Annotated in this window: 21 protein-coding genes and 1 pseudogene; 15 read left to right on the forward strand and 7 right to left on the reverse strand. The window is 55.5% G+C overall.

Going from position 1 to position 22,628, the window contains the following annotated elements:
• Window positions 1–71: 71 nt before the first annotated feature.
• On the reverse strand, window positions 72–1,064 hold the full coding sequence (locus tag ACPUC7_RS15150) for a LacI family DNA-binding transcriptional regulator (RefSeq protein ID WP_494923541.1): 993 nt from the start codon (window positions 1,062–1,064) through the stop codon (window positions 72–74).
• Between the two features lie 413 nt (window positions 1,065–1,477).
• On the opposite strand from ACPUC7_RS15150, the gene ACPUC7_RS15155 reads away from it, so the two are divergent.
• Both ACPUC7_RS15155 and ACPUC7_RS15160 read left to right on the forward strand, forming a co-directional pair.
• On the forward strand, window positions 1,478–2,941 hold the full coding sequence (locus tag ACPUC7_RS15155; protein ID WP_494923542.1) for a sugar porter family MFS transporter: 1,464 nt from the start codon (window positions 1,478–1,480) through the stop codon (window positions 2,939–2,941).
• Window positions 2,942–3,057: 116 nt separating this feature from the next.
• The gene (locus ACPUC7_RS15160; RefSeq protein WP_494923543.1) at window positions 3,058–3,906 is read left to right on the forward strand and encodes an AraC family transcriptional regulator; all 849 of its coding nucleotides are present in this window, start codon (window positions 3,058–3,060) and stop codon (window positions 3,904–3,906) included.
• Here the strand turns inward: ACPUC7_RS15160 and ACPUC7_RS15165 are convergent.
• Window positions 3,863–4,261: a helix-turn-helix domain-containing protein gene (locus tag ACPUC7_RS15165; protein ID WP_494923544.1), complete on the reverse strand. Its 399-nt coding sequence runs from the start codon at window positions 4,259–4,261 to the stop codon at window positions 3,863–3,865. The two genes, ACPUC7_RS15160 and ACPUC7_RS15165, sit on opposite strands and share 44 nt — an antisense overlap.
• A 197-nt stretch (window positions 4,262–4,458) precedes the next feature.
• Here ACPUC7_RS15165 and ACPUC7_RS15170 point away from each other — a divergent pair.
• Window positions 4,459–4,900: pseudogene (locus ACPUC7_RS15170) on the forward strand (acetyltransferase).
• A gap of 1 nt (window position 4,901) precedes the next feature.
• Here the strand turns inward: ACPUC7_RS15170 and ACPUC7_RS15175 are convergent.
• The 4 genes from ACPUC7_RS15175 to ACPUC7_RS15190 form a co-directional block, all read right to left on the reverse strand.
• Entirely contained in the window at window positions 4,902–6,032 is a 1,131-nt protein-coding gene (locus ACPUC7_RS15175; RefSeq protein WP_494923545.1) for an ROK family protein, read from the reverse strand.
• An 8-nt stretch (window positions 6,033–6,040) separates the two neighbouring features.
• On the reverse strand, window positions 6,041–6,781 hold the full coding sequence (gene dnaC, locus ACPUC7_RS15180; RefSeq protein ID WP_343553116.1) for a replicative helicase loader DnaC: 741 nt from the start codon (window positions 6,779–6,781) through the stop codon (window positions 6,041–6,043).
• The gene (gene dnaT / locus ACPUC7_RS15185; RefSeq protein WP_494923546.1) at window positions 6,781–7,317 is read right to left on the reverse strand and encodes a primosomal protein DnaT; all 537 of its coding nucleotides are present in this window, start codon (window positions 7,315–7,317) and stop codon (window positions 6,781–6,783) included. Before dnaT ends, dnaC begins: the two co-directional genes overlap by 1 nt.
• A gap of 101 nt (window positions 7,318–7,418) precedes the next feature.
• A complete protein-coding gene (locus tag ACPUC7_RS15190; protein ID WP_494923547.1) occupies window positions 7,419–8,114 on the reverse strand; it encodes an autotransporter in 696 nt (231 codons plus the stop codon).
• Window positions 8,115–8,256: 142 nt separating this feature from the next.
• Between ACPUC7_RS15190 and ACPUC7_RS15195 the strand changes: the two genes are divergently transcribed.
• From ACPUC7_RS15195 to ACPUC7_RS15235, 9 genes are all read left to right on the forward strand, one after another.
• Complete coding sequence (locus ACPUC7_RS15195; RefSeq protein ID WP_494923548.1) at window positions 8,257–8,817, forward strand: DNA-3-methyladenine glycosylase I; 561 nt, start codon at window positions 8,257–8,259, stop codon at window positions 8,815–8,817.
• A gap of 110 nt (window positions 8,818–8,927) precedes the next feature.
• A complete protein-coding gene (locus tag ACPUC7_RS15200; protein WP_494923549.1) occupies window positions 8,928–9,590 on the forward strand; it encodes an OmpA family lipoprotein in 663 nt (220 codons plus the stop codon).
• Between the two features lie 155 nt (window positions 9,591–9,745).
• A complete protein-coding gene (locus ACPUC7_RS15205) occupies window positions 9,746–10,750 on the forward strand; it encodes a LacI family DNA-binding transcriptional regulator (protein WP_343553111.1) in 1,005 nt (334 codons plus the stop codon).
• Window positions 10,751–10,808: 58 nt separating this feature from the next.
• A complete protein-coding gene (locus ACPUC7_RS15210) occupies window positions 10,809–11,834 on the forward strand; it encodes a LacI family DNA-binding transcriptional regulator (RefSeq protein ID WP_343553110.1) in 1,026 nt (341 codons plus the stop codon).
• A gap of 125 nt (window positions 11,835–11,959) precedes the next feature.
• Window positions 11,960–12,709 carry a sugar phosphate isomerase/epimerase family protein gene (locus tag ACPUC7_RS15215; RefSeq protein ID WP_494923550.1) on the forward strand — a complete coding sequence of 250 codons (750 nt, stop codon included), beginning with the start codon at window positions 11,960–11,962 and terminating at the stop codon, window positions 12,707–12,709.
• Window positions 12,710–12,719: 10 nt separating this feature from the next.
• On the forward strand, window positions 12,720–13,664 hold the full coding sequence (locus tag ACPUC7_RS15220) for a sugar kinase (RefSeq protein WP_494923551.1): 945 nt from the start codon (window positions 12,720–12,722) through the stop codon (window positions 13,662–13,664).
• 178 nt (window positions 13,665–13,842) lie between these two features.
• On the forward strand, window positions 13,843–15,126 hold the full coding sequence (locus ACPUC7_RS15225; RefSeq protein ID WP_494923552.1) for an MFS transporter: 1,284 nt from the start codon (window positions 13,843–13,845) through the stop codon (window positions 15,124–15,126).
• A gap of 44 nt (window positions 15,127–15,170) precedes the next feature.
• Window positions 15,171–16,145: a glyoxylate/hydroxypyruvate reductase GhrB gene (gene ghrB / locus ACPUC7_RS15230; RefSeq protein ID WP_494923553.1), complete on the forward strand. Its 975-nt coding sequence runs from the start codon at window positions 15,171–15,173 to the stop codon at window positions 16,143–16,145.
• 82 nt (window positions 16,146–16,227) lie between these two features.
• Entirely contained in the window at window positions 16,228–17,475 is a 1,248-nt protein-coding gene (locus tag ACPUC7_RS15235; RefSeq protein WP_494923554.1) for a valine--pyruvate transaminase, read from the forward strand.
• A 38-nt stretch (window positions 17,476–17,513) separates the two neighbouring features.
• Here ACPUC7_RS15235 and ACPUC7_RS15240 read toward each other — a convergent pair whose 3' ends face one another.
• Window positions 17,514–18,959: an aminotransferase-like domain-containing protein gene (locus ACPUC7_RS15240; RefSeq protein WP_494923555.1), complete on the reverse strand. Its 1,446-nt coding sequence runs from the start codon at window positions 18,957–18,959 to the stop codon at window positions 17,514–17,516.
• Between the two features lie 214 nt (window positions 18,960–19,173).
• Between ACPUC7_RS15240 and ACPUC7_RS15245 the strand changes: the two genes are divergently transcribed.
• Genes ACPUC7_RS15245 through ACPUC7_RS15255 form a run of 3 tightly spaced genes read left to right on the forward strand, consistent with a single transcriptional unit; the run spans window position 19,174 to window position 22,627 of the window.
• The gene (locus ACPUC7_RS15245; protein ID WP_494923556.1) at window positions 19,174–20,637 is read left to right on the forward strand and encodes a hypothetical protein; all 1,464 of its coding nucleotides are present in this window, start codon (window positions 19,174–19,176) and stop codon (window positions 20,635–20,637) included.
• A 17-nt stretch (window positions 20,638–20,654) separates the two neighbouring features.
• Complete coding sequence (locus ACPUC7_RS15250) at window positions 20,655–21,932, forward strand: ATP-grasp domain-containing protein (RefSeq protein WP_494923557.1); 1,278 nt, start codon at window positions 20,655–20,657, stop codon at window positions 21,930–21,932.
• Window positions 21,920–22,627 carry a class II glutamine amidotransferase gene (locus ACPUC7_RS15255; RefSeq protein WP_494923558.1) on the forward strand — a complete coding sequence of 236 codons (708 nt, stop codon included), beginning with the start codon at window positions 21,920–21,922 and terminating at the stop codon, window positions 22,625–22,627. The genes ACPUC7_RS15250 and ACPUC7_RS15255 overlap by 13 nt, the downstream gene beginning before the upstream one ends.
• The last annotated feature ends 1 nt before the right edge of the window (window position 22,628 follow it).

Genomic DNA, 22,628 nt, shown 5'->3' on the forward strand with positions numbered 1-22,628 from the left:
CGAAAACCGCACCCAGTATTTGTAGGGTCGCCATTTATGGTGACCTTCCAATTCAATAGCTAGATACCACGCTAAATACTCGCCCCCATCGACAAGCGGTAATGCAGATTAACCTGCTCGATTGTCGGTTGCTGGTTGAGCTTTTTCAGGATGATTTCGGTCGCCACTTTGCCCATTTCGAAGCGCGGTGTGACCACGCTGGCTAAGCGCGGTGTGGTCGCCTGGCCGATATCCAAACCGTGAAAACCGGCAATCGCCATGGATTGCGGCACAGCGATACCCGCCGCCTGGCACTCTTGTAATACGCCGACCGCCAGATCGTCGTTGGTGCACAGAATCGCATCCATCTCTGGATAAAGCTGGCGCGCCAGCGTCATCATGCCAGTGCCAATCGATACCGAAGAAACCTTGTTAGGCACAATGCGCCCGGCGGGCAATCCCGCGGCTTCTACGGCAGCGCGATAACCGGAGTAACGCTGTTCATCGCGATGATCCGACATCGAACCGAAATAGATAACGCGCTGCTTACCGCTCGCCAGCAACATCGCGGTCATATCGTATCCGGCGCGATAGTTATCAAAACCCACATTGATGCGGCCACGCGCCTCGGTCAGTCCCATCACTTCGGCAATCGGGATGGTGGCGGCATTGAGGTATTTTTCTGCACGTACGGTGTGGACCGATTCAGTCAGAATCAGCCCTTTGATGTTGAAGGCCAGCACCGTGGCGATCTGCTCCTCTTCGCGCTGCGCGTTGTAGTCGTAATTGACCACCAGCGTTTGGTAGCCCTGCGCGCTGGTCACCGACTCAATGCCCGCCAGCAGATCGGCAAAGATTTGATTGTGAAAAGAAGGTACCAGCACGCCGATGCGCGGTGGATTTTGCTTGCTCGCGCCAGCGTTGTCGCTATCCGCGACGTAACCGATTTCGGCGATCACGCTGGCAATTTTTTCCGCCGTGGCCGCTTTAACCAATTCTGGCGTGCGCAAATAGCGGCTGACCGTCATTTTGGTGACGCCCGCGAGGGTAGCAATATCGTCCAACGTGATGCGCTGCGTTTTCATTACGGCGTCCGCAAAGAGGTGCTGAGAATCAACGTATTATGCCCGCTGCCCGCTAAAAAATGAAACGCGCCCGACATGTTGAAGACGCTGAAATGAAAAACAAAAACCCCATCATTATCAGAATAAAAATTTCATAGAAAGATCAGCAAAAAGCAAGTTCTGCAATATCCTTACCAATCGCACTGATGAAAAACCTATCAATTCATTGAGCTATCAATACAAGCTTGTCAGCCAAAAGCGCAATTTTCGCAATCCCCTTCACACTTTTCGGAAAAAATGATCCAAAAACCATCATTTAGAACATATATTCCACAACGAAGACCTCTCGTGCATAAAAGTTGAACATCGAAACCTACACCATCCCTCTTTCTGGACACGTAACGTTCAGGCCGTAGAGACAAGGGGCTATAACAATGGATACCAGGCAAAAACGCTACAACATGAAGTATGTCATTCTCTGCTGTACCGTTGCGGCATTTGGCGGTCTGCTGATGGGATATGACTCTTCAATTATCTCGGGCGCCATCGAACCTTTAAGTGAATATTTCCAGCTCACGCCAGCCGAAACCGGTTGGGCGGTTTCCAATATTCTGCTCGGCAGTTTGATCGGTTGCTTTATGGCGCCACGCTTGAGCGATAAGTTAGGCCGCAAAAAATCCCTCGCGATTACCGCGCTGTTGTTCACCGTTTCCGTAGTCGGCACCGCCATCGCCCATAACTTCACCGTGTTTGTTATCTTCCGCATGATTGGCGGGTTGGCGATTGGTTTAGCATCGGTGATTTCACCGATCTACCTGGCCGAACTGTCGCCGTCTAAATTTCGCGGTCGCACCTCGGCGCTGTATGCGGTGTGCTGTGTTGGCGGACAATCTGTAGTGCTGCTGACCAACTACTTCATCACCAAATCCACCTTGCCGGACGTGATGATCAATATGGGTTGGCGCTACATCCTCGCCACCGCACTGGTACCGTGCGCGCTGTTTATCCTGTTCATCGCCTTTATCCCGGAATCACCGCGCTGGAACGTGCTGAAAGGCAAATATGATGAAGCGCTGGATACCTTGACCAAAATTTCTAACCGCGAACATGCCGAGAGCGTGTTCAACGAGATCAAACACTCGTTCTCGGATAAAACCGCGCAGCAGCACAAAGCGCGTTTGCGCCTGGATAAAACCACCTGGCCGCTGTTGATTGTCGGCATTGGCTTAGCCGTCGGCAATCAGATCAGCGGCATCAACGTGATTCAGTACTTTGGCCCAACGCTGCTGAAAAACGTGGCGGGCAGCACTGATTCCGCGCTGTTGCAGACTTTCTGGCTGTCGATCTGTCAGTTTATCGGCGTGCTGGCAGGCATGATGCTGATTGATAAAGTCGGTCGTCGTAAGCTGCTGTTGCTGGGCGCGATCACCTCGTGCGTATGTCTAACCTACTCATTTATCGCCTTCTATTACCATCTGCCGGGCATGCTGGCGGTGGTTGGCTTGTTCGCGTACATGATTTTCTTCGGTATGACGTGGGGCCAGATTGTCTGGACGGTGCTGGGCGAAGTGTTCCCAACCGAGATTCGTTCGATTTGCGTTGGGATTTCCATCTGTGCGATGTCGATGGCGAACTTTGTCATCAGCAGTACCTTCCCGATCATGAACAGCAGCCCGATGTTGCTGGATATGTTCCACGGTGGCTTCCCGCTGCTGCTGTTCGCGATTTTCTCACTCGGCATGTACTTCTTCACTTTCCGTTACTTACCGGAAACCGCCAATGTGTCGCTGGAGAAGATCCATGCGTTGGTGTTGCAGAAGTTTAACGTGGAAGCGGATTTGCCAGAGCCCACCACCAGCGGCAAAGCTGCTGAGTCGTTTGATATTCCGCGCCATTGACGGATAAAGTCGCGCAATAAATTGCGCCGCTACAGACCGTGCGATCATCTGTAGCGGCGCTTTACTTCTCCCTAAATTTTCGCCACTTTGCTCCTTCACGCACTTTGGAGCCAGGCATGCTGATTCATCCCACCGACAAGCTGACTTTCTCAGGCAATCCGCGTCAGGACGAACTCCGCCAGCGCTTGCTAGAACCTGATGCACCCAAAGTGATTGCCGCGTCGTTATCGAAACAGCTGGATCGTGAGAGCTTCACACACCAGCACGCAGCCGGACAGCTCTACTGCTTGAAACAAGGCTTAATGACGGTGAAAACGCCGTCGGGCATTTTTGCCAATCCGCCGCGGCTGGTTGGCTGGATTCCGCCTTACTTCGAACATGCGATTGTCGGGCCTGGCCGCGTGCTGGGCTGGACGGTTTTGGTCGACGACACGCTGGCCGTGCCGCTGCCTAATCGCCCGGTTTTGCTCTCCTGCCCTTCGGTGCTGGAGCCGCTGGCGGAAAGATTGGCCACGTTATCGCCAGATCACTGGGGCAGCGCGCGCTATCAGCGTTTATGTGAGGTGTTTTTGGATGAGCTTTATCAATCTACCGAGCATCCACTGACGTTGCCGCTGCCTGAGGATCCGCGCCTGCTGCAGATTGCACGCTTGTTGATGGACGATCCTGCGGATACGCGCAGCGGGCCAGAACTCGCACGCTGGGCGGGATTGAGTCCGCGTAGCCTGAGTCGCCATTGGGCCAGCGCGGTCGGCATGAGTTTGACGCGCTATCGCCAGGTCTCGCGCTTACTCAAATCGCTGGAAGGATTAGCGGCAGGAAAAAGTGTGCAACAGGTTGCGTGGCAAGTGGGATTCGATAGCGTCAGCAGCTATATCAGCGCCTTCCGTAGCGCCTTTGGTTCAACGCCCGGCAAATATTTCACGCCGCCAACCGATGCTGCGGATGCAAAAACAGCAGGCTAACCGGCCCATCAATCGCCGGTAAGCTGCGCTGGTATTTGCGGCGAAATGCACCGGGCGGCAGATCAAACATGCGACGAAAGGTGCGACAGTATGTTTGCTGTGAATCGAAGCCATATTTGATGGCAATATCCATCAGCGGCGTGGTGCTATTTAACAGTGCAATCACCGATGCCGTAAGCTTGCGCTCGCGAATGTAGGTGCCAAGCGCAATGCCGGTGTAACTGCGGAACAAACGCTGCAAATGCCATTGCGAATAGCCCGCGCGGCGCGCTACGGTTTCCAGAACCAACTTCTGCTCGATGTTGTCCTCAATCCAATTCATCAGCTGATGCATGAAGGCGGCGTGAATATCCATCTTTCCTCCTGATGCCGTTAAATGAAACCGGACGAAAATCCGGCAAGTGGCAAGCATTATAGAAAGCCTGGAAATGGCTATGTGATGCACGAAAGCCAATAAATAGCGATAACTCGCCAATCCTCTCAGTGCTTTATTGAATCCCAACGGCGAAATGCAGCATGATCCGCGAGTCAGTATTAGGTATGGAGAAGATGATGAAAGGAATTTGCCCCGCCCAACCCGGCGATTTCGATGCGATAACGCAAGTGTGGGAAGCCTCAGTACGCGCGACGCACCATTTCCTGCAAGACGCCGATATCCGCGCGTTGCGACCGCTGGTACGTGAGCAATATTTGCCGATGGTTGAACTGCGCGTTTATCGCGATGAGCAACATGCCATCGTGGGCTTCCTCGGCGTGGCGGAAAATCGGCTGGAGATGCTGTTTGTGGCGCCCGAGGTTGTTGGCCAAGGCATCGGCAAGCAACTGGTGCACTATGCGATTGAACAACTGGGCGTTACGGAAGTCGACGTCAATGAGCAAAATCCGCAGGCGCTGGGGGTTTTATCAGCATCAGGGGTTTATCGTCACAGGACGATCGCCGCTTGATGGTCAGGGAAAGCCGTTTCCGCTGCTACATCTGCGTTACCCGCGCTAATTTAACTGGTCCGCTCGTATTGCTCGATCACCGCCAGTGCCAATCCGTTGGCGGGATCGATTCTTTGCGGCAAGAAATGCAGCTTGGTATGGCTGAACGTAAACGCCAATGCGCCGGTTTGCGCCGCCTGATGTACCGCTTGCACAAACGCCGGTTGCGCGTTCCACGGGCCATCAATAATGATGCTGGCCGGATTCACCAACTGCATCACCTGGCTGAGCGCGTGACCCAAATGCGTGCCCGCCTGCGTCATCACCTCATGCAAAATCTCGGGTTCACTTTCCACATTTTGCCAGCGCAAACCGCTTTTGCGTTTAGCCAGCTGCTGTTGAATCGCGGGCTTGCTGACCAGCGTTTCCAGGCAGCCTAAACGGCCACAGCTACAGCGTTCGCCGTTGGCTTGCATGCTTAAGTGGCCGATTTCACCCGCCGTCCAGCTGCTGCCAGTAAACACTTCGCCCTGTTCCACCAGCGCGCCGCCGAGACCTTCGGAGATGCGCACATAAAAATGGCTTTGCGACTTATCCAGCTCAAGCTGCTGCACTGATAATAGTGCCGCGGCTTTAACGTTGTTCATGATGCGCAGCGGCAACGTGATTTCACGGCGTAAAAGGGTCAGTACATCGACATCCTGCCAACCGAGATGGGCGGAAAAATGCACCCAGCCACGTTGTGGATCGATAATGCCGGGAAAGCCAATCGCCACGCCAAGCAGTTCAGGATGCGCCGCGTGCAAGGTTTGACACACTTCAGCCAGTTCATGCAGCAGATGTTCAGGATTGCTGGTTTCCGTGCGCCAGGTTTGCTCGGCAATCACCTGAGAATAGTAGTCGCATACGCGCCAGTGAATCGCCTGGCGTTCCACCATAATCCCGGCGCTTTTGAGCTTTTCGGCGCGCAGCGAGATTTCGATTTTCGGCCGTCCTGCCGCCGCCACGCTGACCGGGCCAAGCTCGTTAATCAGCCCTTCCTCCAGCAAATCATCGACGATCAACGATACGGTGTTTTTGCTCAGTTCGAGCGCTAAGGCCAAATCCTGGCGCGAGGTGATGCGAGTGGCGCGCAGTTGCGTCATCACCCGCTTCAGATTATTCAGGCGCAGTATGGCTGGTCCTTTACCGGCGGCTTTCATCGCGTCCCTCAATACTCGTCACCGCGCACGCGGCTGCGATAACTTTCCCAATCAAAGCGCACCCACAAACTGTTGCCGAGGCGCATACGATCCATCACGCGTTCGCCCAGCAGCGAGTTCATGCCCGCGGGATCGAGGTTCGATAACATGCCGGTTGGCCGTTTCGACGATGAACGGCGATCAACAATCTGATTAATGATCACTTTTTCATAGCGCGATTCGCTCTGCATGCCGATCTCATCGATCACCAGCAGATCGACGTTACTGAGATCGTGCAGCAAGCGCTCTTCGGTAAGATCGCTGCCGCCGCTGAAGGTGCCTTTCATGCTCGACATCAAATCGGCCACCGTCACAATTAGCACGCTTTTACCGCGAATGATCAGATCGTTGCCAATCGCCGCCGCCAAATGGTTTTTACCGGTGCCGGGACGGCCGGAAAACACAAAGCTGGAGATGCTGTTTTCAAAACCGGCGGCGTATTCGCGCGCCATCGCCAGCGCTTTGCGCTGACCATCGTTTTCCACGCGATAGTTGTCGAACGAGCAATTCATGTGCAGCTCGCGGATGCCCGAGCGCCCCATGATGCGCTGCATTTTCATCGCGCGGTTTTCCCGCACAATCGCTTCCGAGCGCAGGCGGCCTTGCTCCTGATTCCACGCCAGCAGCTCAGCACCGTTTTTGAATTTCGGCTGCACTTCGGACGGCATCATTTTTTTCAGGCGACTAAAGAGATCGTTCGGCGTTTTCATTACTCACCTCGGAATCCATCGGGAATATCGTAATCAGTATTGCTGATTTGCGTCAGATCGCGCTTAGGTTGCCCGCCGTTGGCGGCGCGGTTCATCTGCACGCTGCGCGCTAATTTCTGTTGCCACTGCACATGATGGAACAAACGCCCTTCCGCCTGCCAGTAAGCGACAAACGTTGCCAACTCGGCCGGCGTCACCGCCTCGCTCAGCGCGACACCCCAAATCGCCGCCTGACGCTGGAAATCGCTGTCCGGCTGCCAGCCTTCATACATGGCAAATTTGCCAACCGGCGTGGCAATCGGCGCGCTGTCGGCCTGGAATAAACTCTCATCCAGCGTGACATCATTCGGTTGCTGCGCGGCGGATTCCAGCGCCAGCAACTGCGCCAAACGCTGTGGCGTCAGCGCATAAAACGCCGGTGCATTGTTATGCAGCACCGCCAGCGTGCCGTTCTCGGCCTGTTGCAGTACAGCGAGCGGGTCATGGCAAAAGCCATCCAGCCCCACCAGCGTTGAAGATAAGATTTTGACTGACATGAAGAAACCTGACGTTAACCAGCATGGTGCGCCGGGCGGTGAATGCGGCCCGACGTTGTGCGGTAAGTGTAACTGTTTTAGCGCGGCGGATCGCGCGCGATTTAGAAGCTGGCGCTGACGCCGAGGCTATAGATAAATTGCTCACCGCTGCTCACCGCACCGGTTTGCGCGAAAGAGGCAAAGGCCGCCATATTTTGGCCGAGCGGCATATTGGCACCGACGCTGACATCAACCCAATTGTTTTCGCGGCCATTAAGATCATCAGCGCGATCGCGCGTCGGCGAAGGCAACTCCTCATTCACCAGATGACTGTAGCTAACCTGTGCCCACGGCGAAATCCAACCAAAAGTGGAATCAACGCGCCAGCCCAAAGAGGCAATATGTTCGGCGTTGTTGCTATCGACGCGTTCGCATTTCGGGCAGCTTAAAGTGGAATCATCGACGGCAAATTGCGCCACGGGGCCAGTACTGGTGGCTTCATTGACCGGCATTGACCAACCTGCAGAGTAGCGATTAACGAATGGCGCGGCACCCACGCTGGCGGTTTCAGTGTGCATCACCATCAGGCTGTCATTGGGTGAACTCAACGCCGCATCCATCAAACTGCTATCGTTATTTTCCGTCAACATCAGATGATTACTGGAAATCTTTTCAGCAAGTATCGCGTTGTAATCTGGCGCACTATTTTGACCTGACTGATCAAAGGCGTGCGCATTCCCGGCCAGAAAAAATAGCCACAAACCACTAAAAGCCAGCGCAAGTTTGTGCTGGCCTGTCCGCTGACTTTTCTGCAACATGAAGGACTCCTGACGAAGCCGGGAAGAGAACGGGCGTTAAGGTTTTGTATAATCTTTATCGGCACCCATTGCTTAATTGTTAATCGGTTTTACAGAACGTCAAGGGAATCACCGCTTTTTCCTCTGCTAAGGGAGTAATGCAATGCAACGCTGTGGCTGGGTAACTCAGGATCCACTCTACCTTGCGTACCACGATAAAGAGTGGGGCGTGCCGCAAACCGATAAGCGCGCCTTATTTGAGATGATTTGTCTTGAAGGCCAACAGGCCGGACTTTCGTGGATTACGGTGTTAAAAAAACGCGAAAATTACCGTCGCGCCTTCCATGAATTTGATCCGCAAGCGGTGGCGCTGATGGATGAAAGCGATATGGAACGCTTGCTGCAAAATGCCGGGATTATTCGCCATCGCGGCAAGCTGGAAGCCATCATTAACAATGCGCGCGCAATGCTGGCGCTGGAAGCCAGCGGAGAGGACTTTTCACGCTTTATCTGGTCATTTGTCGATAATCAGCCGATTTTGCACCATTACGCCGATTATAAAGAGGCGCCAACCACCTCCGAGCCTGCCATTGCGCTGTCTAAAGCGTTAAAGAAGCGTGGCTTTAAATTCGTCGGCCCCACAACCTGCCACTCATTTCTACAGGCTTGCGGCTTGATTAACGATCATCAAACCAGCTGTTTCTGCCATCCCAATAACTTGTAACGCAATTCTTTACACTTTAAGACTGGCCCTCACGTATTTCCCCACAATTGAACGGCATAATAGTGCCGTTTTGGGGCTTTTCCCCATAAGGATATGTGAGGGCTTTTTGTATGAATAAGCGTATTTTGGCGCTGACCTTGTTATTGAGCGGCAGCATTGCGCTGTCGGGTTGTACCACCAATCCGTATTCCGGCGAATCACAAGCCGGGAAATCCGGTATCGGCGCTGGTTTAGGCGCAGTGCTGGGTGCGGGCGTTGGCATGTTGTCATCTTCGAAGAAAGATCGCGGTAAAGGTGCGCTAATTGGCGCGGCTGGCGGTGCGGCCTTGGGCGGCGGCGTGGGCTATTACATGGATGTGCAGGAAGCGAAACTGCGCGACAAAATGCGCGGAACCGGCGTCAGCGTGACGCGTCAGGGCGACAACATCGTGCTGAACATGCCGAATAACGTCACCTTTGATTCCAACAGCAGCAATCTGAAACCGGAAGGCGCCAATACGCTGACCGGCGTAGCGATGGTGCTGAAAGAGTATCCAAAAACCGCCGTCAACGTGGTCGGCTTCACCGACAGCACCGGTACGCGCGCGCTGAATATGCGTCTGTCGCAGCAACGTGCGGATAGCGTAGCCAGCGGCCTGATTCTGCAAGGCGTGGCGCAAAACCGCCTGCGTACCCAAGGTTTAGGTCCGGATAATCCGGTAGCGAGCAACAGCACCGAAGCCGGGAAAGCACAAAACCGTCGCGTCGAAATCACCCTCAGCCCGCTGGGCTAAATCAGCATCCGGCCTGGTTTGCAGGCCGGATTCATTTCATTTTCCAGAAACTTTCGGCGCTATTTTTGTTGGAAAAAGCCCAACCGTTGCCAATTGATAGAGTCGCCCTTTTGTTTGTGTTAGCGTGATCAAAAATTGATCAGTGGAACACCATCATGTCGCTTAAAGCCATCGCCGCCGCTCTCGGCCTCTCCGTCACCACCGTGAGCCGGGCGTTGAATGGTTATGATGATGTCGCGGCCGCCACGCGCAAACGCATTGAAGATGAAGCGCAATCGCGCGGCTATCGCCCAAACGATGCAGCCCGCCGCCTGAAAACCGGGCGCGCCAATGCCGTTGGCCTGGTTTTCCCGATCAGTAACGCCTCTCTTAACGACAGCTATTACAGTGACATGCTGTTGACGCTGGAACAGCGCCTGGCGCAGCACGAGATCGATCTGCTGCTGCTGCCCGATAAACCGCAAGATCAACACCGCAAGCTGATGCGTTTATTGCGCAGCGGCGCGCTGGATGCGCTGATTGTGACGCACACTTTGCCACTGGATTCGCGCCTGCAACGATTGCAGCAGAAGGGTTATCGATTTTTGACTCTGGGCCGCAGCCAGTTGCCCCATCCGTATGCATGGTTTGATTACGATAATCACGCTGGCACTTTGCTGGCGGCAAAACACTGTTTGCAGCAGGGCTTAACACGACTGGCTTATCTCGGCAGCAATGAACCTTCCACTTACGTGCTGGATCGTCGTCAGGGTTTTATTGATGCGCTGATTCAGCATCAGGCGCCGGTCGATCAAGCGCTGGTGGCCAGCTTGCCCTCCACACGCCGATCCGGTTATCAACAAACCAACGCCTGGCTGGCGCACGGCAACGCACCGCAAGCCATCATTACCGATTGCAGCCCGATGGGTGAAGGGGCGGCGATTGCCTTGCAGCAAGCCAACCGCTTGAGCGGCGCGCAGGCGATCCCGCTGTATGTGTATGACGGCTTGCCGCATGATTCGATTATCGATCAACCGGTTAACACCATTTTGCAACTGTCACAGCAGCGCATCGGTGAGCGCGTGGCCGAGATGGTGCTGGAATTGCTCAATGATGCGCCGCTGAATGAATTGCAAACCCTTTGGCAACCGGTGCTGCGCCTCACTTCTGACGCGCAATGATTGCGCCAGGTCCAGGGTGTGATAGTCTTCGCCTGTTTCTTTTCAGCAGGTGTAAGCAATGAAAACCAGGCCGCCACGCGCGACAATCAGTGACGTTGCCCGTACGGCAAAAACCGGTAAAACCAGCGTTTCTCGCTATCTCAATGGCGAAATCCATCTACTCTCGCCCGATCTCAAAGCCCGTATCGAACAGGCCATCGCCGAACTCAATTATCGTCCCAGCCAGATGGCACGCGGCTTGAAGCGCGGTCGTACCCGTTTGATTGGCTTGATCATCGCTGATATCACCAATCCCTATTCCGTCGATGTGCTATGCGGCATTGAAGCGGCCTGCCGTGCGCAGGGCTTTACCTTGTTGATGTGTAACACCAATAACGAAGTCGATTTGGAGCAGCATTATCTGCAATTGCTCAGCAGCTATCAGGTCGAAGGCATTGTGGTTAACGCGGTGGGGATGCACGAAGAAGTGCTGAATCGCCTGCAACAATCCATGTTACCGATGGTACTGATCGACCGCAAAATCCCTGATTTCGCCTGCGATGTGGTGGGATTGAACAACGCCGAAGCCTCGAATATCGCCACGCAACATCTGCTGGATAATGGCTATCAAGCGCTGCTGTTCCTTAGCGAGCCGCTCGGCAGCGTCAACACGCGACGTGAACGTCTGGGCGCTTTCTACGACACGGTAAAAAGTCAGCCGCAGGTGCAAGCCGAAAATGCCCAGGTGGCGCTGCATCAACCGGAAGAGTTGGCCGCCACCTTGCGTGAGTTCCACCAGCGCCACGCCGGAAAAGCCTGCGCGGTGATCGCCGCCAACGGCGCGCTAACCTTACAAGTCGCACGCGCCTTGCAGCGCCTTGAACTGCGTTGGGGCGAATCGATTGGCCTGCTCGGTTTTGATGAGCTGGAGTGGGCTGCGCTGGCGGGCGTCGGCATCACCACGTTAAAACAGCCGACCTGGCAGATTGGCTACGCCGCATTGGAGCAGGTTATCGCGCGCATTGAAGGCGGCGAACAAGCGATACGCGAACAGGTTTTCTCCGGCGAATTGATTGTGCGCGGCTCCAGCCAGCCGCTGCGCTAACTCCCTTTTAATGGCTCACTTCGTGAGCACGATCATACTTCCGCACTCTGCTGCTGTTCTTTGGAACCGGTTCCATTTAGGTTTTTTATAATGAATGGGAAGGCGTCAACGCCCGGAGAGATGTGATGAAACCAGAAATTATTGTTGTAACCGCCGCCTACGGCGCACAGAAAGTCGCGGAACTGGGCGGCCAGGCTGCGCTGCTGCCACTGATCAAAATGTCTGGCGCCGATGGCGTGGAAATCCGCCGCGAGTTGTTTAGCGAAAATGAGTTGTGCCTGCTGCACGCGCTGGGCAATGCCATTGCGCAGCATCAACTCAGCGCCAGCTATTCGGTGCCGGAAGCGTTGTGGCTCGATGATGGCGCACTCAATCCGCGCCTTGCGCAGTTCCTGCAAGAAGCCGAACAGCTGGGTGCTAAACGTCTGAAAGTGGCGTTGGGGCATTTTGTCGATCTCACTGCACAGCAATCACTGCGCGACATCCTGCAAGCCTCAGCGGTCACGCTGGTAGTGGAGAACGATCAAACGCCAGACAGCAAACTCAAACCGATGCTGAACTTCTTCCATCACGCCTGCGATGCCGCGCTGCCGCTGGATATGACCTTTGACATGGGCAATTGGCAGTGGACCGGCGAAGACGGTTTGCAGGCCGCCGCCCAGCTCAGCCGTTATGTCAGCTATATCCACGTGAAAACGGCGGTGGCGCACGGCGACACCTTCCGCGCCATCGCGCTGGATCAAGCCGATGACAGCTGGCGCATGCTGCTAAAAGCGTTGCCCGTCGATGCGCCGCGTGGTATCGAATTCCCGCTGGAAGGCGCGGATTTGCTGGCGGTGACGCGTCACTACGTTAACCTGCTGCGGGCCGCGTAAGGAGCCAACCATGACGCATAAAACGCTGGATGTGGTAACGATTGGCGAAGCGATGGCGATGTTTATCGCCCAGCAAACCGGCGATCTCGCCGCGGCGGAAAGCTTCGTGAAACGCATTGCCGGTGCCGAACTGAATGTGGCGATTGGCCTGGCGCGCCTCGGTTTGCAAGTGGGTTGGGTCAGCCGCGTCGGCGACGACAGCTTTGGCCGTTTCACTCTGCAACAGTTGGCAAAGGAAAACGTCGATCATCGCTGCGTGACGACCGATGCACGCTATCGCACCGGTTTCCAACTCAAATCCCGCGTCGACGATGGTTCCGATCCCGAAGTGGAATATTTCCGCAAAAACTCGGCAGCGAGCCATTTGTCGCCGGACGATTTCAACGACGATTACTTTGGTCATGCGCGCCACCTGCACTTAAGCGGCGTGGCAGCGGCGATCTCCGATAGTTCGCTGGCATTGGCAAAACACGCGGCGAAAGAGATGCGCGCGCGTGGCAAAACCCTCTCTTTCGATCCGAATCTGCGTCCAGTGTTATGGCGCAGCGAAGAAGAGATGCGTAAACAACTGAATCATTTAGCGGAATATGCCGATTGGGTGCTGCCTGGCGAGAAAGAAGGCTTGATTCTCACCGGCTATCGCCAACCGGAAGCGATCGCTGACTTCTACCTTGATAAAGGGGTGAAAGCGGTGGTGATTAAAACCGGCAGCGACGGCGCGTGGTACAAAACCGCCGACGGCGATAAAGGCCAGGTGGCGCCGATTCGCGTCGAAAACGTGGTGGATACCGTCGGCGCCGGTGATGGTTTCGCCGTTGGCCTGATCAGCGCGCTGCTGGAAGGCAAACCGCTGCCGCAGGCGATTCTGCGCGGCAACAAAATCGGTTCGCTGGCGATTCAGGTTGCCGGCGACAGCGAAGGACTGCCCACGCGTGCCGCGTTGGGTGATTTTTAAATAACATCGTTAAAACCAGGTCACCATAAATGGCGACCCTACAAACCGGAATTGTCATCGTAGGGTCGCCATTTATGGTGACCTGGTAAAAAGCCATACCAAACATAGCTGTACCTACAACAATATTATTGCGAGGCGCATCCACTGAATGCGCCCACCTCAACCAGAGGAGTCACCCATGAAATCGCAGACAATCGCGCCAAAACGCTGGTGGTTTATCATGCCCATCGTGTTTATCACCTACAGTCTGGCGTATCTGGACCGGGCGAACTTTAGCTTCGCCTCTGCCGCAGGGATTAATGAAGATCTCGGCATCACCAAAGGCATGTCATCGCTGCTGGGTGCTCTGTTCTTCCTCGGCTACTTCTTCTTCCAGATCCCCGGCGCGATGTATGCCGAACGCCGCAGCGTGAAAAAGCTGATTTTCTGGTGCCTGATTTTGTGGGGCGGCTGCGCCTCGCTAACCGGTATTGTGAGCAACATTCCCATGCTGGCGGCCATCCGTTTTGTGCTCGGTGTGGTGGAAGCAGCGGTGATGCCAGCGATGCTGATCTACATCAGTAACTGGTTTACTAAATCAGAACGTTCGCGCGCCAATACCTTCCTGATCTTGGGTAATCCGGTCACGGTGCTGTGGATGTCGGTGGTTTCCGGCTATCTGATTGAGTCCTTTGGCTGGCGCGAGATGTTCATCTTTGAAGGCATCCCGGCGGTAATCTGGGCGGTGGCCTGGTGGTTCATGGTGCAGGACAAACCGGCACAGGCCAAATGGATGAGCGAAAGCGAGAAAGCGGCGCTACAAGCCCAACTGCAAAAAGAGCAGGAAGGCATCAAAGCGGTGCGCAATTACGGCGAAGCATTCCGCAATCGCAACGTCATCCTGCTGTGCCTACAATATTTTGCCTGGAGCATCGGCGTGTACGGTTTCGTACTGTGGCTGCCGTCGATTCTGCGTAATGGCACGCAAATGGGCATGGTCGAAGCCGGTTGGCTGTCGGCGGTGCCGTATCTGGCGGCGACTATCGCGATGATCGTGGTGTCGTGGGCATCCGATAAAACGCAGAATCGTAAACTGTTTGTCTGGCCGCTGCTGCTGATTGGCGCGCTGGCTTTCCTCGGTTCGTATCTGGTGGGTTCAAGCAACTTCTGGCTGTCGTATGCTTTGCTGGTGATTGCCGGTGGTGCAATGTATGCGCCGTATGGCCCGTTCTTCGCCATCATCCCTGAAATGCTGCCGCGCAACGTGGCCGGTGGCGCAATGGCGCTGATCAACAGCATGGGCGCACTCGGTTCCTTCGTCGGATCGTGGATTGTGGGCTATCTTAATGGCGCGACCGGCAGTCCTGCCGCCTCCTACATTTTCATGGGCGCCGCGCTGCTGGCTTCGGTTTGGCTGACCTTGATTGTTAAACCCGCACAGAACAAAACCACGCCGCCAGTACACGGTGCCAGGCACGCCTAATTAATGAGGGAGGCCTGATGGGCCTCCACGACAAGGAGCTAAGAATGAAACCTGCTGTGATTCTTTATAAGAGCTTGCCCGATGATCTGCGCACCAAGCTGGATGCCCATTTTTCCGTAACTGAAGTGCATGACATTTCATCGGAAACCATTCAGCAGCACGCGGCACAATTCGAGCAGGCGCAAGGTTTGCTCGGTTCAGGTGGCAAAGTGAATGGGGATTTGCTGGCGAAAATGCCGGCGCTGCGTGCCTGTTCTACGGTGTCCGTTGGCTACGATAATTTCGATGTTGATGCCCTCAATGAACGCAAAGTTCTGCTGATGCACACGCCAACCGTGCTGACCGAAACCGTTGCCGATACCATGATGGCGCTGGTGCTAAGCACGGCACGTCGCGTTACCGAGCTGGATAAGTGGGTCAAAGACGGCGAGTGGCAAAAGAGCATCGGGCCAGAACATTTCGGTGTTGATGTGCACCACAAAACCCTCGGTATTCTCGGCATGGGCCGCATCGGTCTGGCGCTGGCGCAGCGTGCGCATTTCGGCTTTGGCATGAATATTCTCTACAACGCACGTCGTCAGCATCAAGAGGCGGAAACTCGCTTTGGCGCGCGCGCCTGCGATCTGGAAACCTTGCTGAAAGAGAGTGATTTTGTTTGTATCAGCCTGCCGCTAACCGAGCAGACGCACCACATGATCGGTGCCGCACAGCTCAAGATGATGAAGTCGAGCGCGATACTGATCAACGCCGGTCGTGGTCCAGTGGTGGATGAGAAAGCACTGACCTCGGCACTGAAAGACGGCACCATTCACGCAGCCGGGCTGGATGTGTTTGAAGTCGAGCCAGTGCCAGCGGATGCGGAATTGCTGAAGTTGCCAAACGTGGTGGCGCTGCCGCACATTGGTTCAGCCACCCACGAAACCCGTTACGGTATGGCACGCGATGCGGTGGATAACCTGATCGCAGCCTTAAGCGGCAAAGTGGAGAAAAACTGCGTTAACCCGCAAATCCAGGCCTAAGCTGACCGCTTTACCCATTGCGCCTGCTTGCGGCGGGCGCTATGGTGGTTCCCCATTCGATTTCACAACGTTTTAACTTCCTATGTCCTTTTCTCAGTTCGGCGACAAATTTACTCAACACTCCGGCATCTCACGTCTGATGGAAGACATGGGTGAAGGCCTGCGCACACCTGGCACCATCATGCTCGGCGGCGGCAATCCGGCCCAGATCCCGGCGATGAACGACTATTTCAACCAGTTGCTGCTGCAAATGCACCAGGACGGCAAACTGAGTGAAGCGCTGTGCAATTACGATGGCCCGCGCGGCAAAGCCTTGCTGCTGGATGCGTTGGCGAAAATGCTGCGCGAAGAACTCGGCTGGCCGTTGACCGCGCAAAACATCGCGCTGACCAACGGCAGCCAGAGCGCGTTCTTCTACTTGTTTAACTTGTTCGCCGGACGTCGCGCCGATGGCAGCAAGAAGCGCGTGCTGTTCCCGCTGGCACCGGAATACCTCGGTTATGCCGATGCCGGACTGGAAGAAGATCTGTTTGTTTCCGCCAAGCCGAACATTGAGTTGCTGCCAGAAGGCCAATTCAAATATCACGTCGATTTCGATCATCTGCCGCTCAATGATGATGTGGGTTTGATTTGCGTCTCGCGCCCCACCAATCCGACCGGCAACGTGATCACCGATGACGAACTGCTGCAACTTGATGCACTGGCGCAGCAGCATGGCGTGCCACTGCTGATCGATAACGCTTACGGCGTACCGTTCCCCGGCATCATCTTTAGCGAAGCGCGCCCGCTGTGGAATCCGAATACCATCCTGTGCATGAGCTTGTCGAAACTCGGCCTGCCGGGTGCACGTTGCGGTATTATCGTCGCCGATGAGAGCACGATCAGCGCCATTGGCAACATGAACGGCATTATCAGCCTCGCACCGGGCAGCATCGGTCCGGCAATTGCGACCGAGATGATCGTGCGCGGGGATTTACTGCGTTTGTCAGAACAGGTGATTAAGCCGTTTTACCAGGCCAAAGTTAGCGAGACGATCGCCATTCTTCGCCGCTATTTGCCCGAAGATCGCTGCTTGATTCACAAACCTGAAGGGGCGATTTTCCTCTGGCTGTGGTTCCGCGATCTGCCGATCAGCACCGAAACGCTGTATCAGCGGCTGAAAGCGCGCGGCGTATTAATGGTGCCGGGCCACTTCTTCTTCCCTGGCCTCGAACACGCCTGGCCTCACACCCATCAATGCATGCGCATGAATTACGTGCCGGATGCAGAGAAGATTGAGCGCGCCGTGCAGATATTGGCGGAAGAGTTGGACGCCGCGTTTCGGGATTAATCCGGGTCAGGTCGCCATAAATGGCGACCTAAACCGCATCATTCCGCCGCCAGCGACAACTGGCACCACTCCGCCAGCTGTTTAATCGCCTGCTCCACTTCGGCATTCCAGCCAAAACCGGCATTCAAACGGAAACAGTGATCATAACGATGATCGGTAGCGAAGATGTGTCCCGGCGCGATGCCAATTCCGGCATTACGCGCCTTGAGGAATAACGCACGCACGTTGAGCGCGCCGAGCGGCATTTCCACCCACAACACATAACCGCCTTCCGGATCGGAAACGCGCGTGCCCGCCGGGAAGTAGCGCAACACCGCCGCACGCATGTGCTGGATTTGATTCTTCAACTCGCGCCGCAGTTTACGCAGATGCGCATCGTAGCCGCCGCTGCGCAGCAGTTCGGCAATCGCCGCTTGCGATAACACTGAGGTGCCCATGCTGGTGGTGTATTTCAGCGAGGCGATTTTGCGCATGTAGTTGCTGCTGTGCACCCAACCAATGCGGATGCCTGGCGCAACGGTTTTTGAGAAGCCGCTGCACAAAATGGCGTTCGGGCTGAAAGCGCGCATCGGGAACGGGCGCCGCTCGCCAAACGCGGTATCGCCAAAAATATCATCCTCAATGATCACCACATCGTTCTCGTCGGCTTGACGCGCGATGTAGGCTTTCTGCTCGTTAGGGATACTTTTGCCCAGCGGATTGTTGATGTTGTTGATGGTGAGATAGGCCTGCACCGCTTTGCGTTGAAACAGCGCGGTCAGCTTCTCAACATTGACGTAGCCGTCCGGCCCCGCTTCCACCTCAATCACGCGCAGATTGAGGTTATGCAGCATTTGCAACAGTACGAAATAGCACGGCGATTCCACCGCCACAATGTCGCCCGGCCGCGTCGTCGCACGCAGCGCCAGCGAAATCGCCTCGATACAACCGTTGGTGATCAGGATGTCATCGGCGTTGATGTTGCAGCCATAATCCACCGCGCGGCGGGCAATTTCACTTTTCAGCGGCGCGTAACCGGTGCCTTTTACCGTGTTGCCGAGTAGCGCGGGTTTGCTGTAGCCCATCTGGCGCATCAGCAAGCCAATCTTTTTCACCGGATAGAGCGAGATATCACCGTTTGCCAGATCGAGCCGTACGCGGCAATCCGATCCCAGCATCGCCAAATGCAGCTCGGTTTGTTCGTCGAGCGGTGCCACTTCGCGCGGTTGCTCGCTGATCAACACCGGCAATTTTTTGTCGATTTTACGCGGCGCGACAAAAAAGCCTGACTTCGGCCGCGCCACCGCGAAGCGCTCATCCTCAAGCGTACGTAATGTTTTCAGCGCCGTGGTCATGCTGACGCGATATTGGGTTGCCAGCGTGCGCACCGACGGCAAACGGCTGTCAGCAGGCAGCGAACCGCTGAGAATCGCTTGTTTTATCTGTTCTGCAATTTGACGGTAACGACTGCTCTGGCTCTCCTGCTCTTCCGTTTCTCCCGCCATCTGTTCCACCCTATTTCGTACTGATCTGTGCGTATCCAGCAGATTACATTCAAAGTACTTTAGGCTGCATCAGTTAATTGATAACGATGCGCATTAACTTCAGCACGACGAAAAACACAGAACATTCATTGCGTAGCACCTTCGTGGCCCATTTCCCGTCGGTTGCCGCCAGCACGGCAACCGCGATTTTATTAGCCAAAGGATGAAGTCAAAAATGAATAATCTTTCCACCATGATGAGAGAAATGAGTGGCTACCTAACACCGGCAATTATCGATTCTGCTCAACATTGCGCGCGCCGTTTACTGGCCGCGTTACCTGACAGCCAACCCGAAAACAATCGCGTGCTGCTGGCCTACGGCGGCGGCAAAGACAGCAGCTATATGGTGGCGTACGTGCGCTACATCCAGGGATTGATCTGGCAGCAGCAGGGCAGCACTTTTCAACTGCGCATCAGCACCAACCGTCACGCGGCGATGAACGACAGCGTGATGGAGAATATTGATCGCGTGTATCGCGCGTTACACATCCTTGATGACGACTTCACCGAATGTTTGGTGACCGATGGCCTGCAAATCCGCGCGTTCGATCGCCACCTGCCGATGCCGGACAGCGTGCGTCAGCAGAATCGCAACGATGTGCTGATGAATGGCCACCGTTTCCGCGCCGATGCGCGTTCCACCTTCTGTAACGCCTGCAACCTCAGCATGGTGAACTCTTTCGGCCTGGCGGCGCATTACAACGGCGGCGTCGATGTGATCATCACCGGTGATTCGCCGCAGGAGCAAACTGCCTATCTCGCGTGGGCGCGCCATCTTTCACGTCTGTTTGATGCGCCGGTTGCAGACAAAACCCGCGGCTTCAGCGGCTTCCTGCAAACGCTGGATGGCGTTGCCGAGCGTTACTTTGCCGATATCTACGGCGAGAATCAGGTGACGCCGGCGCACCGCATTACCTGGCAACTGGCGCGCGATCCGCTGTTCTTCAACATCTATCAAGACACCGCGTATGAGGCTGGCGCGCATTGGGCGCTGCTGACCGAATTTATGCACTTCCGCTTTGATGAGCTGATGTTCAGCTTCTCCGAGTCGGACTGCGGCAACCCAACCTTAATGGCACATATTCGCGGTCTGCGAGCGGAGACGCTGTTGCAGCGCAGCTACGCCGAAGGCATTCGCGAATATGTGCGCTTTGCGCTTGGGCTGATGGTGAAGAAGGATTTCCCGCCGCAACTGGTCGACGAAATGGCAGCGCGCTATCAGGATGATGCGGCGATTAACCGTCAGCGTCAGCGTGCCGCGCAGTTTGCCGAACAAGCGTTTGACCTCAATGAAACCCAACTGATTTGCATGATCTATTCGCCATTTATCGCCCAAGGCAATCAGTTAAAGGCGTGGTTATTGCAACTTACCGATGCACCAGCAGAAGCCGCGGTGCGCGCGTTGCTGAGCGGCGAAAGTGATGATCTGCTGGTCGCGCAACAATTGGAACAGCTTTCTGGTTTGACCGTGGCGCAAATGCGTCAGTGCTGGCGCAGCGCGCAGGTGAGCTCACTGCTGGACAACTCGCGTGGCGATGCGCTTTCACGCGTGCTGCGCTTCGATCCGCATAAGGCAGTGATTCAGGTGAATAACGGTGTGCTGCAAGACATCGTCACTGAAGTGATTTCCGGGCGTTAACCCGGTAAGGCAACGCGATGAGAAAGATTTTTCTGCAAATTGGTGCCACCCGCGATGGGCAAAATCCTTATTGCGCGGTCGCCAAACGCGAAGGTTATTTTACCGTGCTGGCGGAAATGGGCGATTTTGTTGATTACCAATCGCTGAGCATTTCGTTGCCGTTCGATCTGATTGTGCGGCTGGATCGCCCGGAAAATCCGTGGGATGTGCTGCAAGCCTGTTTGCATGCCGGATTAATGGAGCATCCGCAGGTGGTGCTGGCGGGCTTTGAAGCTTACAACGCCAGCGCCGGGCGCGTGCGTGAATTGCTGGCCGGGCCGGATGCCGGTGCCAGCTTTATCCCGCCTGATAAATACGCGCAGCGCATGGCGTTACGCAAAGCCTGGCAGCGTTTTCCGCAGCCAGAATTTCGCTTCTTCGCTTCGCCGCTGAGTATTGGTGATGCGCGCGACGCGCTGCTCTATCCCTGCGTGATTAAGCCGGTCGATGGCGGCGGCGGTTTAGGCATTTGGCTGGTCAACGAAGCCAGCCAGCTTGATGCAGTGATTGCCCGCCTGGTCGATACCATGAATTACGGCGGGCGCGGCTTTAGCGGCTTTATCGTCGAAAGCTGGCTGCCGGGTGATGAATATTCGCTGCAAGGCGTGGTGGCGGATGGACACGCCGTGGCGCTGACCTGCTGCCAAAAGGTGATCGAACAGCATATCGATGACCAAGGCTGCATCAGCTTCTACGAATCCGGCCATGTTGCGATGGCGGCGCAGCAACTGCCCGCCAGCTTTAGCAGTCTGATGAGCTTTTGCTGCGAAACCTTTGGCTATCGTCAGGGCGCCTTTCATATCGACTTCATTCTGGTCAATGGCGAGCCGCATTTCCTCGAAATGGGCTTCCGCTTGTCGGGCATGGGCGTGGTGAATCTGGTGCAGGAAGTCACCGGCATCAACTGGGCGGATGTGGCGTTTTACATTGAAGCCGGGCACGGCATGCCGTCGCTGAATTTCCCGGCGCAGCCGCAGGCGGTGGGTCGCTTACGTTTGCGTCAGCGTTTGCAATATGACGCCGCCGAGCGCTGGATCGCCGAACATCAACGCGGCCAACTGCTGCCGCCGCTTAATCTGCCGGAACTGGCGGTTTCACCGCGATCCTCGCTGTATGCCGACCTCACACGCCACGCCGGGATTCTGGCGACTTTGCGCCTCGCTGCTAACAGTCGCGACGAAATTCTGGCGGTGTTCCATCACATTCTCGACGTACCCGCGTTGGCGCCACGGAGATATTTACTATGTGCAGAATGATCCTCGCGCACGGTCAATTTGATGCTGCTGCGGTGCTGGAAGCCGCGCGCGCCATGAGCTGTGGCGAAACTGCCACGCACGACGGCCCAATTAAAGAGCATCCCAACGGTTGGGGCTGTTTGTGGCTGGAGCAAGGCCACATCCGCACCTTGCATGGCACCGGCACGTTTGCCGATGCGCTGCCGAGCATTGATGTCGATCGTCTGCGCGGCCGTTTTCTGGCGGTGCACGTGCGCCACGCCACGCTGAGTAAAAATCAGGGCATCGAGTTCTCGCATCCGTTGTGGCGCACCAGTGGTGAAACGCAGTGGTACATGATGCACAACGGTTTTTTGCCGACGGTGTATCAACAACTCGGCATGGCGGAGTCGCGTTTTGACTCCGCCGAATACCTCGAATATGTGGTTGATCACGCGACGCCCGCCGATTTCACCCGCGATTATCTGCGCGACAAGATGGCGCAGGTGGCACCCGGCGGCAGTTCAGCCAATGCGATTTTTGTTACCCGTGAGAAAGCCTGGGCGTGGCAATGGCATCCCGATGACACGCCGTATCCCAACTATTTCACGCTGCACCGTTTCCAGAATAACAACAGCACGTTTATCTCTTCAGAACCTATTTCAGCACTGGGCGCGGCGTCGGAATGGCGTCGCATGAGCAACCATGAACTTCATGAATTTCCGTTTGGGGAGTGAT

This window comes from Pantoea sp. CFCC18179 (assembly GCF_059412405.1).

What these genes read in the sequence shown, in the direction of transcription:
- ACPUC7_RS15150 (WP_494923541.1), bottom strand. Translation starts at nt 1,064, where the DNA reads ATGAAAACGCAGCGCATCACGTTGGACGATATTGCTACCCTCGCGGGC.
- ACPUC7_RS15155 (WP_494923542.1), top strand. Translation starts at nt 1,478, where the DNA reads ATGGATACCAGGCAAAAACGCTACAACATGAAGTATGTCATTCTCTGC.
- ACPUC7_RS15160 (WP_494923543.1), top strand. Translation starts at nt 3,058, where the DNA reads ATGCTGATTCATCCCACCGACAAGCTGACTTTCTCAGGCAATCCGCGT.
- ACPUC7_RS15165 (WP_494923544.1), bottom strand. Translation starts at nt 4,261, where the DNA reads ATGGATATTCACGCCGCCTTCATGCATCAGCTGATGAATTGGATTGAG.
- ACPUC7_RS15175 (WP_494923545.1), bottom strand. Translation starts at nt 6,032, where the DNA reads ATGAAAGCCGCCGGTAAAGGACCAGCCATACTGCGCCTGAATAATCTG.
- dnaC (WP_343553116.1), bottom strand. Translation starts at nt 6,781, where the DNA reads ATGAAAACGCCGAACGATCTCTTTAGTCGCCTGAAAAAAATGATGCCG.
- dnaT (WP_494923546.1), bottom strand. Translation starts at nt 7,317, where the DNA reads ATGTCAGTCAAAATCTTATCTTCAACGCTGGTGGGGCTGGATGGCTTT.
- ACPUC7_RS15190 (WP_494923547.1), bottom strand. Translation starts at nt 8,114, where the DNA reads ATGTTGCAGAAAAGTCAGCGGACAGGCCAGCACAAACTTGCGCTGGCT.
- ACPUC7_RS15195 (WP_494923548.1), top strand. Translation starts at nt 8,257, where the DNA reads ATGCAACGCTGTGGCTGGGTAACTCAGGATCCACTCTACCTTGCGTAC.
- ACPUC7_RS15200 (WP_494923549.1), top strand. Translation starts at nt 8,928, where the DNA reads ATGAATAAGCGTATTTTGGCGCTGACCTTGTTATTGAGCGGCAGCATT.
- ACPUC7_RS15205 (WP_343553111.1), top strand. Translation starts at nt 9,746, where the DNA reads ATGTCGCTTAAAGCCATCGCCGCCGCTCTCGGCCTCTCCGTCACCACC.
- ACPUC7_RS15210 (WP_343553110.1), top strand. Translation starts at nt 10,809, where the DNA reads ATGAAAACCAGGCCGCCACGCGCGACAATCAGTGACGTTGCCCGTACG.
- ACPUC7_RS15215 (WP_494923550.1), top strand. Translation starts at nt 11,960, where the DNA reads ATGAAACCAGAAATTATTGTTGTAACCGCCGCCTACGGCGCACAGAAA.
- ACPUC7_RS15220 (WP_494923551.1), top strand. Translation starts at nt 12,720, where the DNA reads ATGACGCATAAAACGCTGGATGTGGTAACGATTGGCGAAGCGATGGCG.
- ACPUC7_RS15225 (WP_494923552.1), top strand. Translation starts at nt 13,843, where the DNA reads ATGAAATCGCAGACAATCGCGCCAAAACGCTGGTGGTTTATCATGCCC.
- ghrB (WP_494923553.1), top strand. Translation starts at nt 15,171, where the DNA reads ATGAAACCTGCTGTGATTCTTTATAAGAGCTTGCCCGATGATCTGCGC.
- ACPUC7_RS15235 (WP_494923554.1), top strand. Translation starts at nt 16,228, where the DNA reads ATGTCCTTTTCTCAGTTCGGCGACAAATTTACTCAACACTCCGGCATC.
- ACPUC7_RS15240 (WP_494923555.1), bottom strand. Translation starts at nt 18,959, where the DNA reads ATGGCGGGAGAAACGGAAGAGCAGGAGAGCCAGAGCAGTCGTTACCGT.
- ACPUC7_RS15245 (WP_494923556.1), top strand. Translation starts at nt 19,174, where the DNA reads ATGAATAATCTTTCCACCATGATGAGAGAAATGAGTGGCTACCTAACA.
- ACPUC7_RS15250 (WP_494923557.1), top strand. Translation starts at nt 20,655, where the DNA reads ATGAGAAAGATTTTTCTGCAAATTGGTGCCACCCGCGATGGGCAAAAT.
- ACPUC7_RS15255 (WP_494923558.1), top strand. Translation starts at nt 21,920, where the DNA reads ATGTGCAGAATGATCCTCGCGCACGGTCAATTTGATGCTGCTGCGGTG.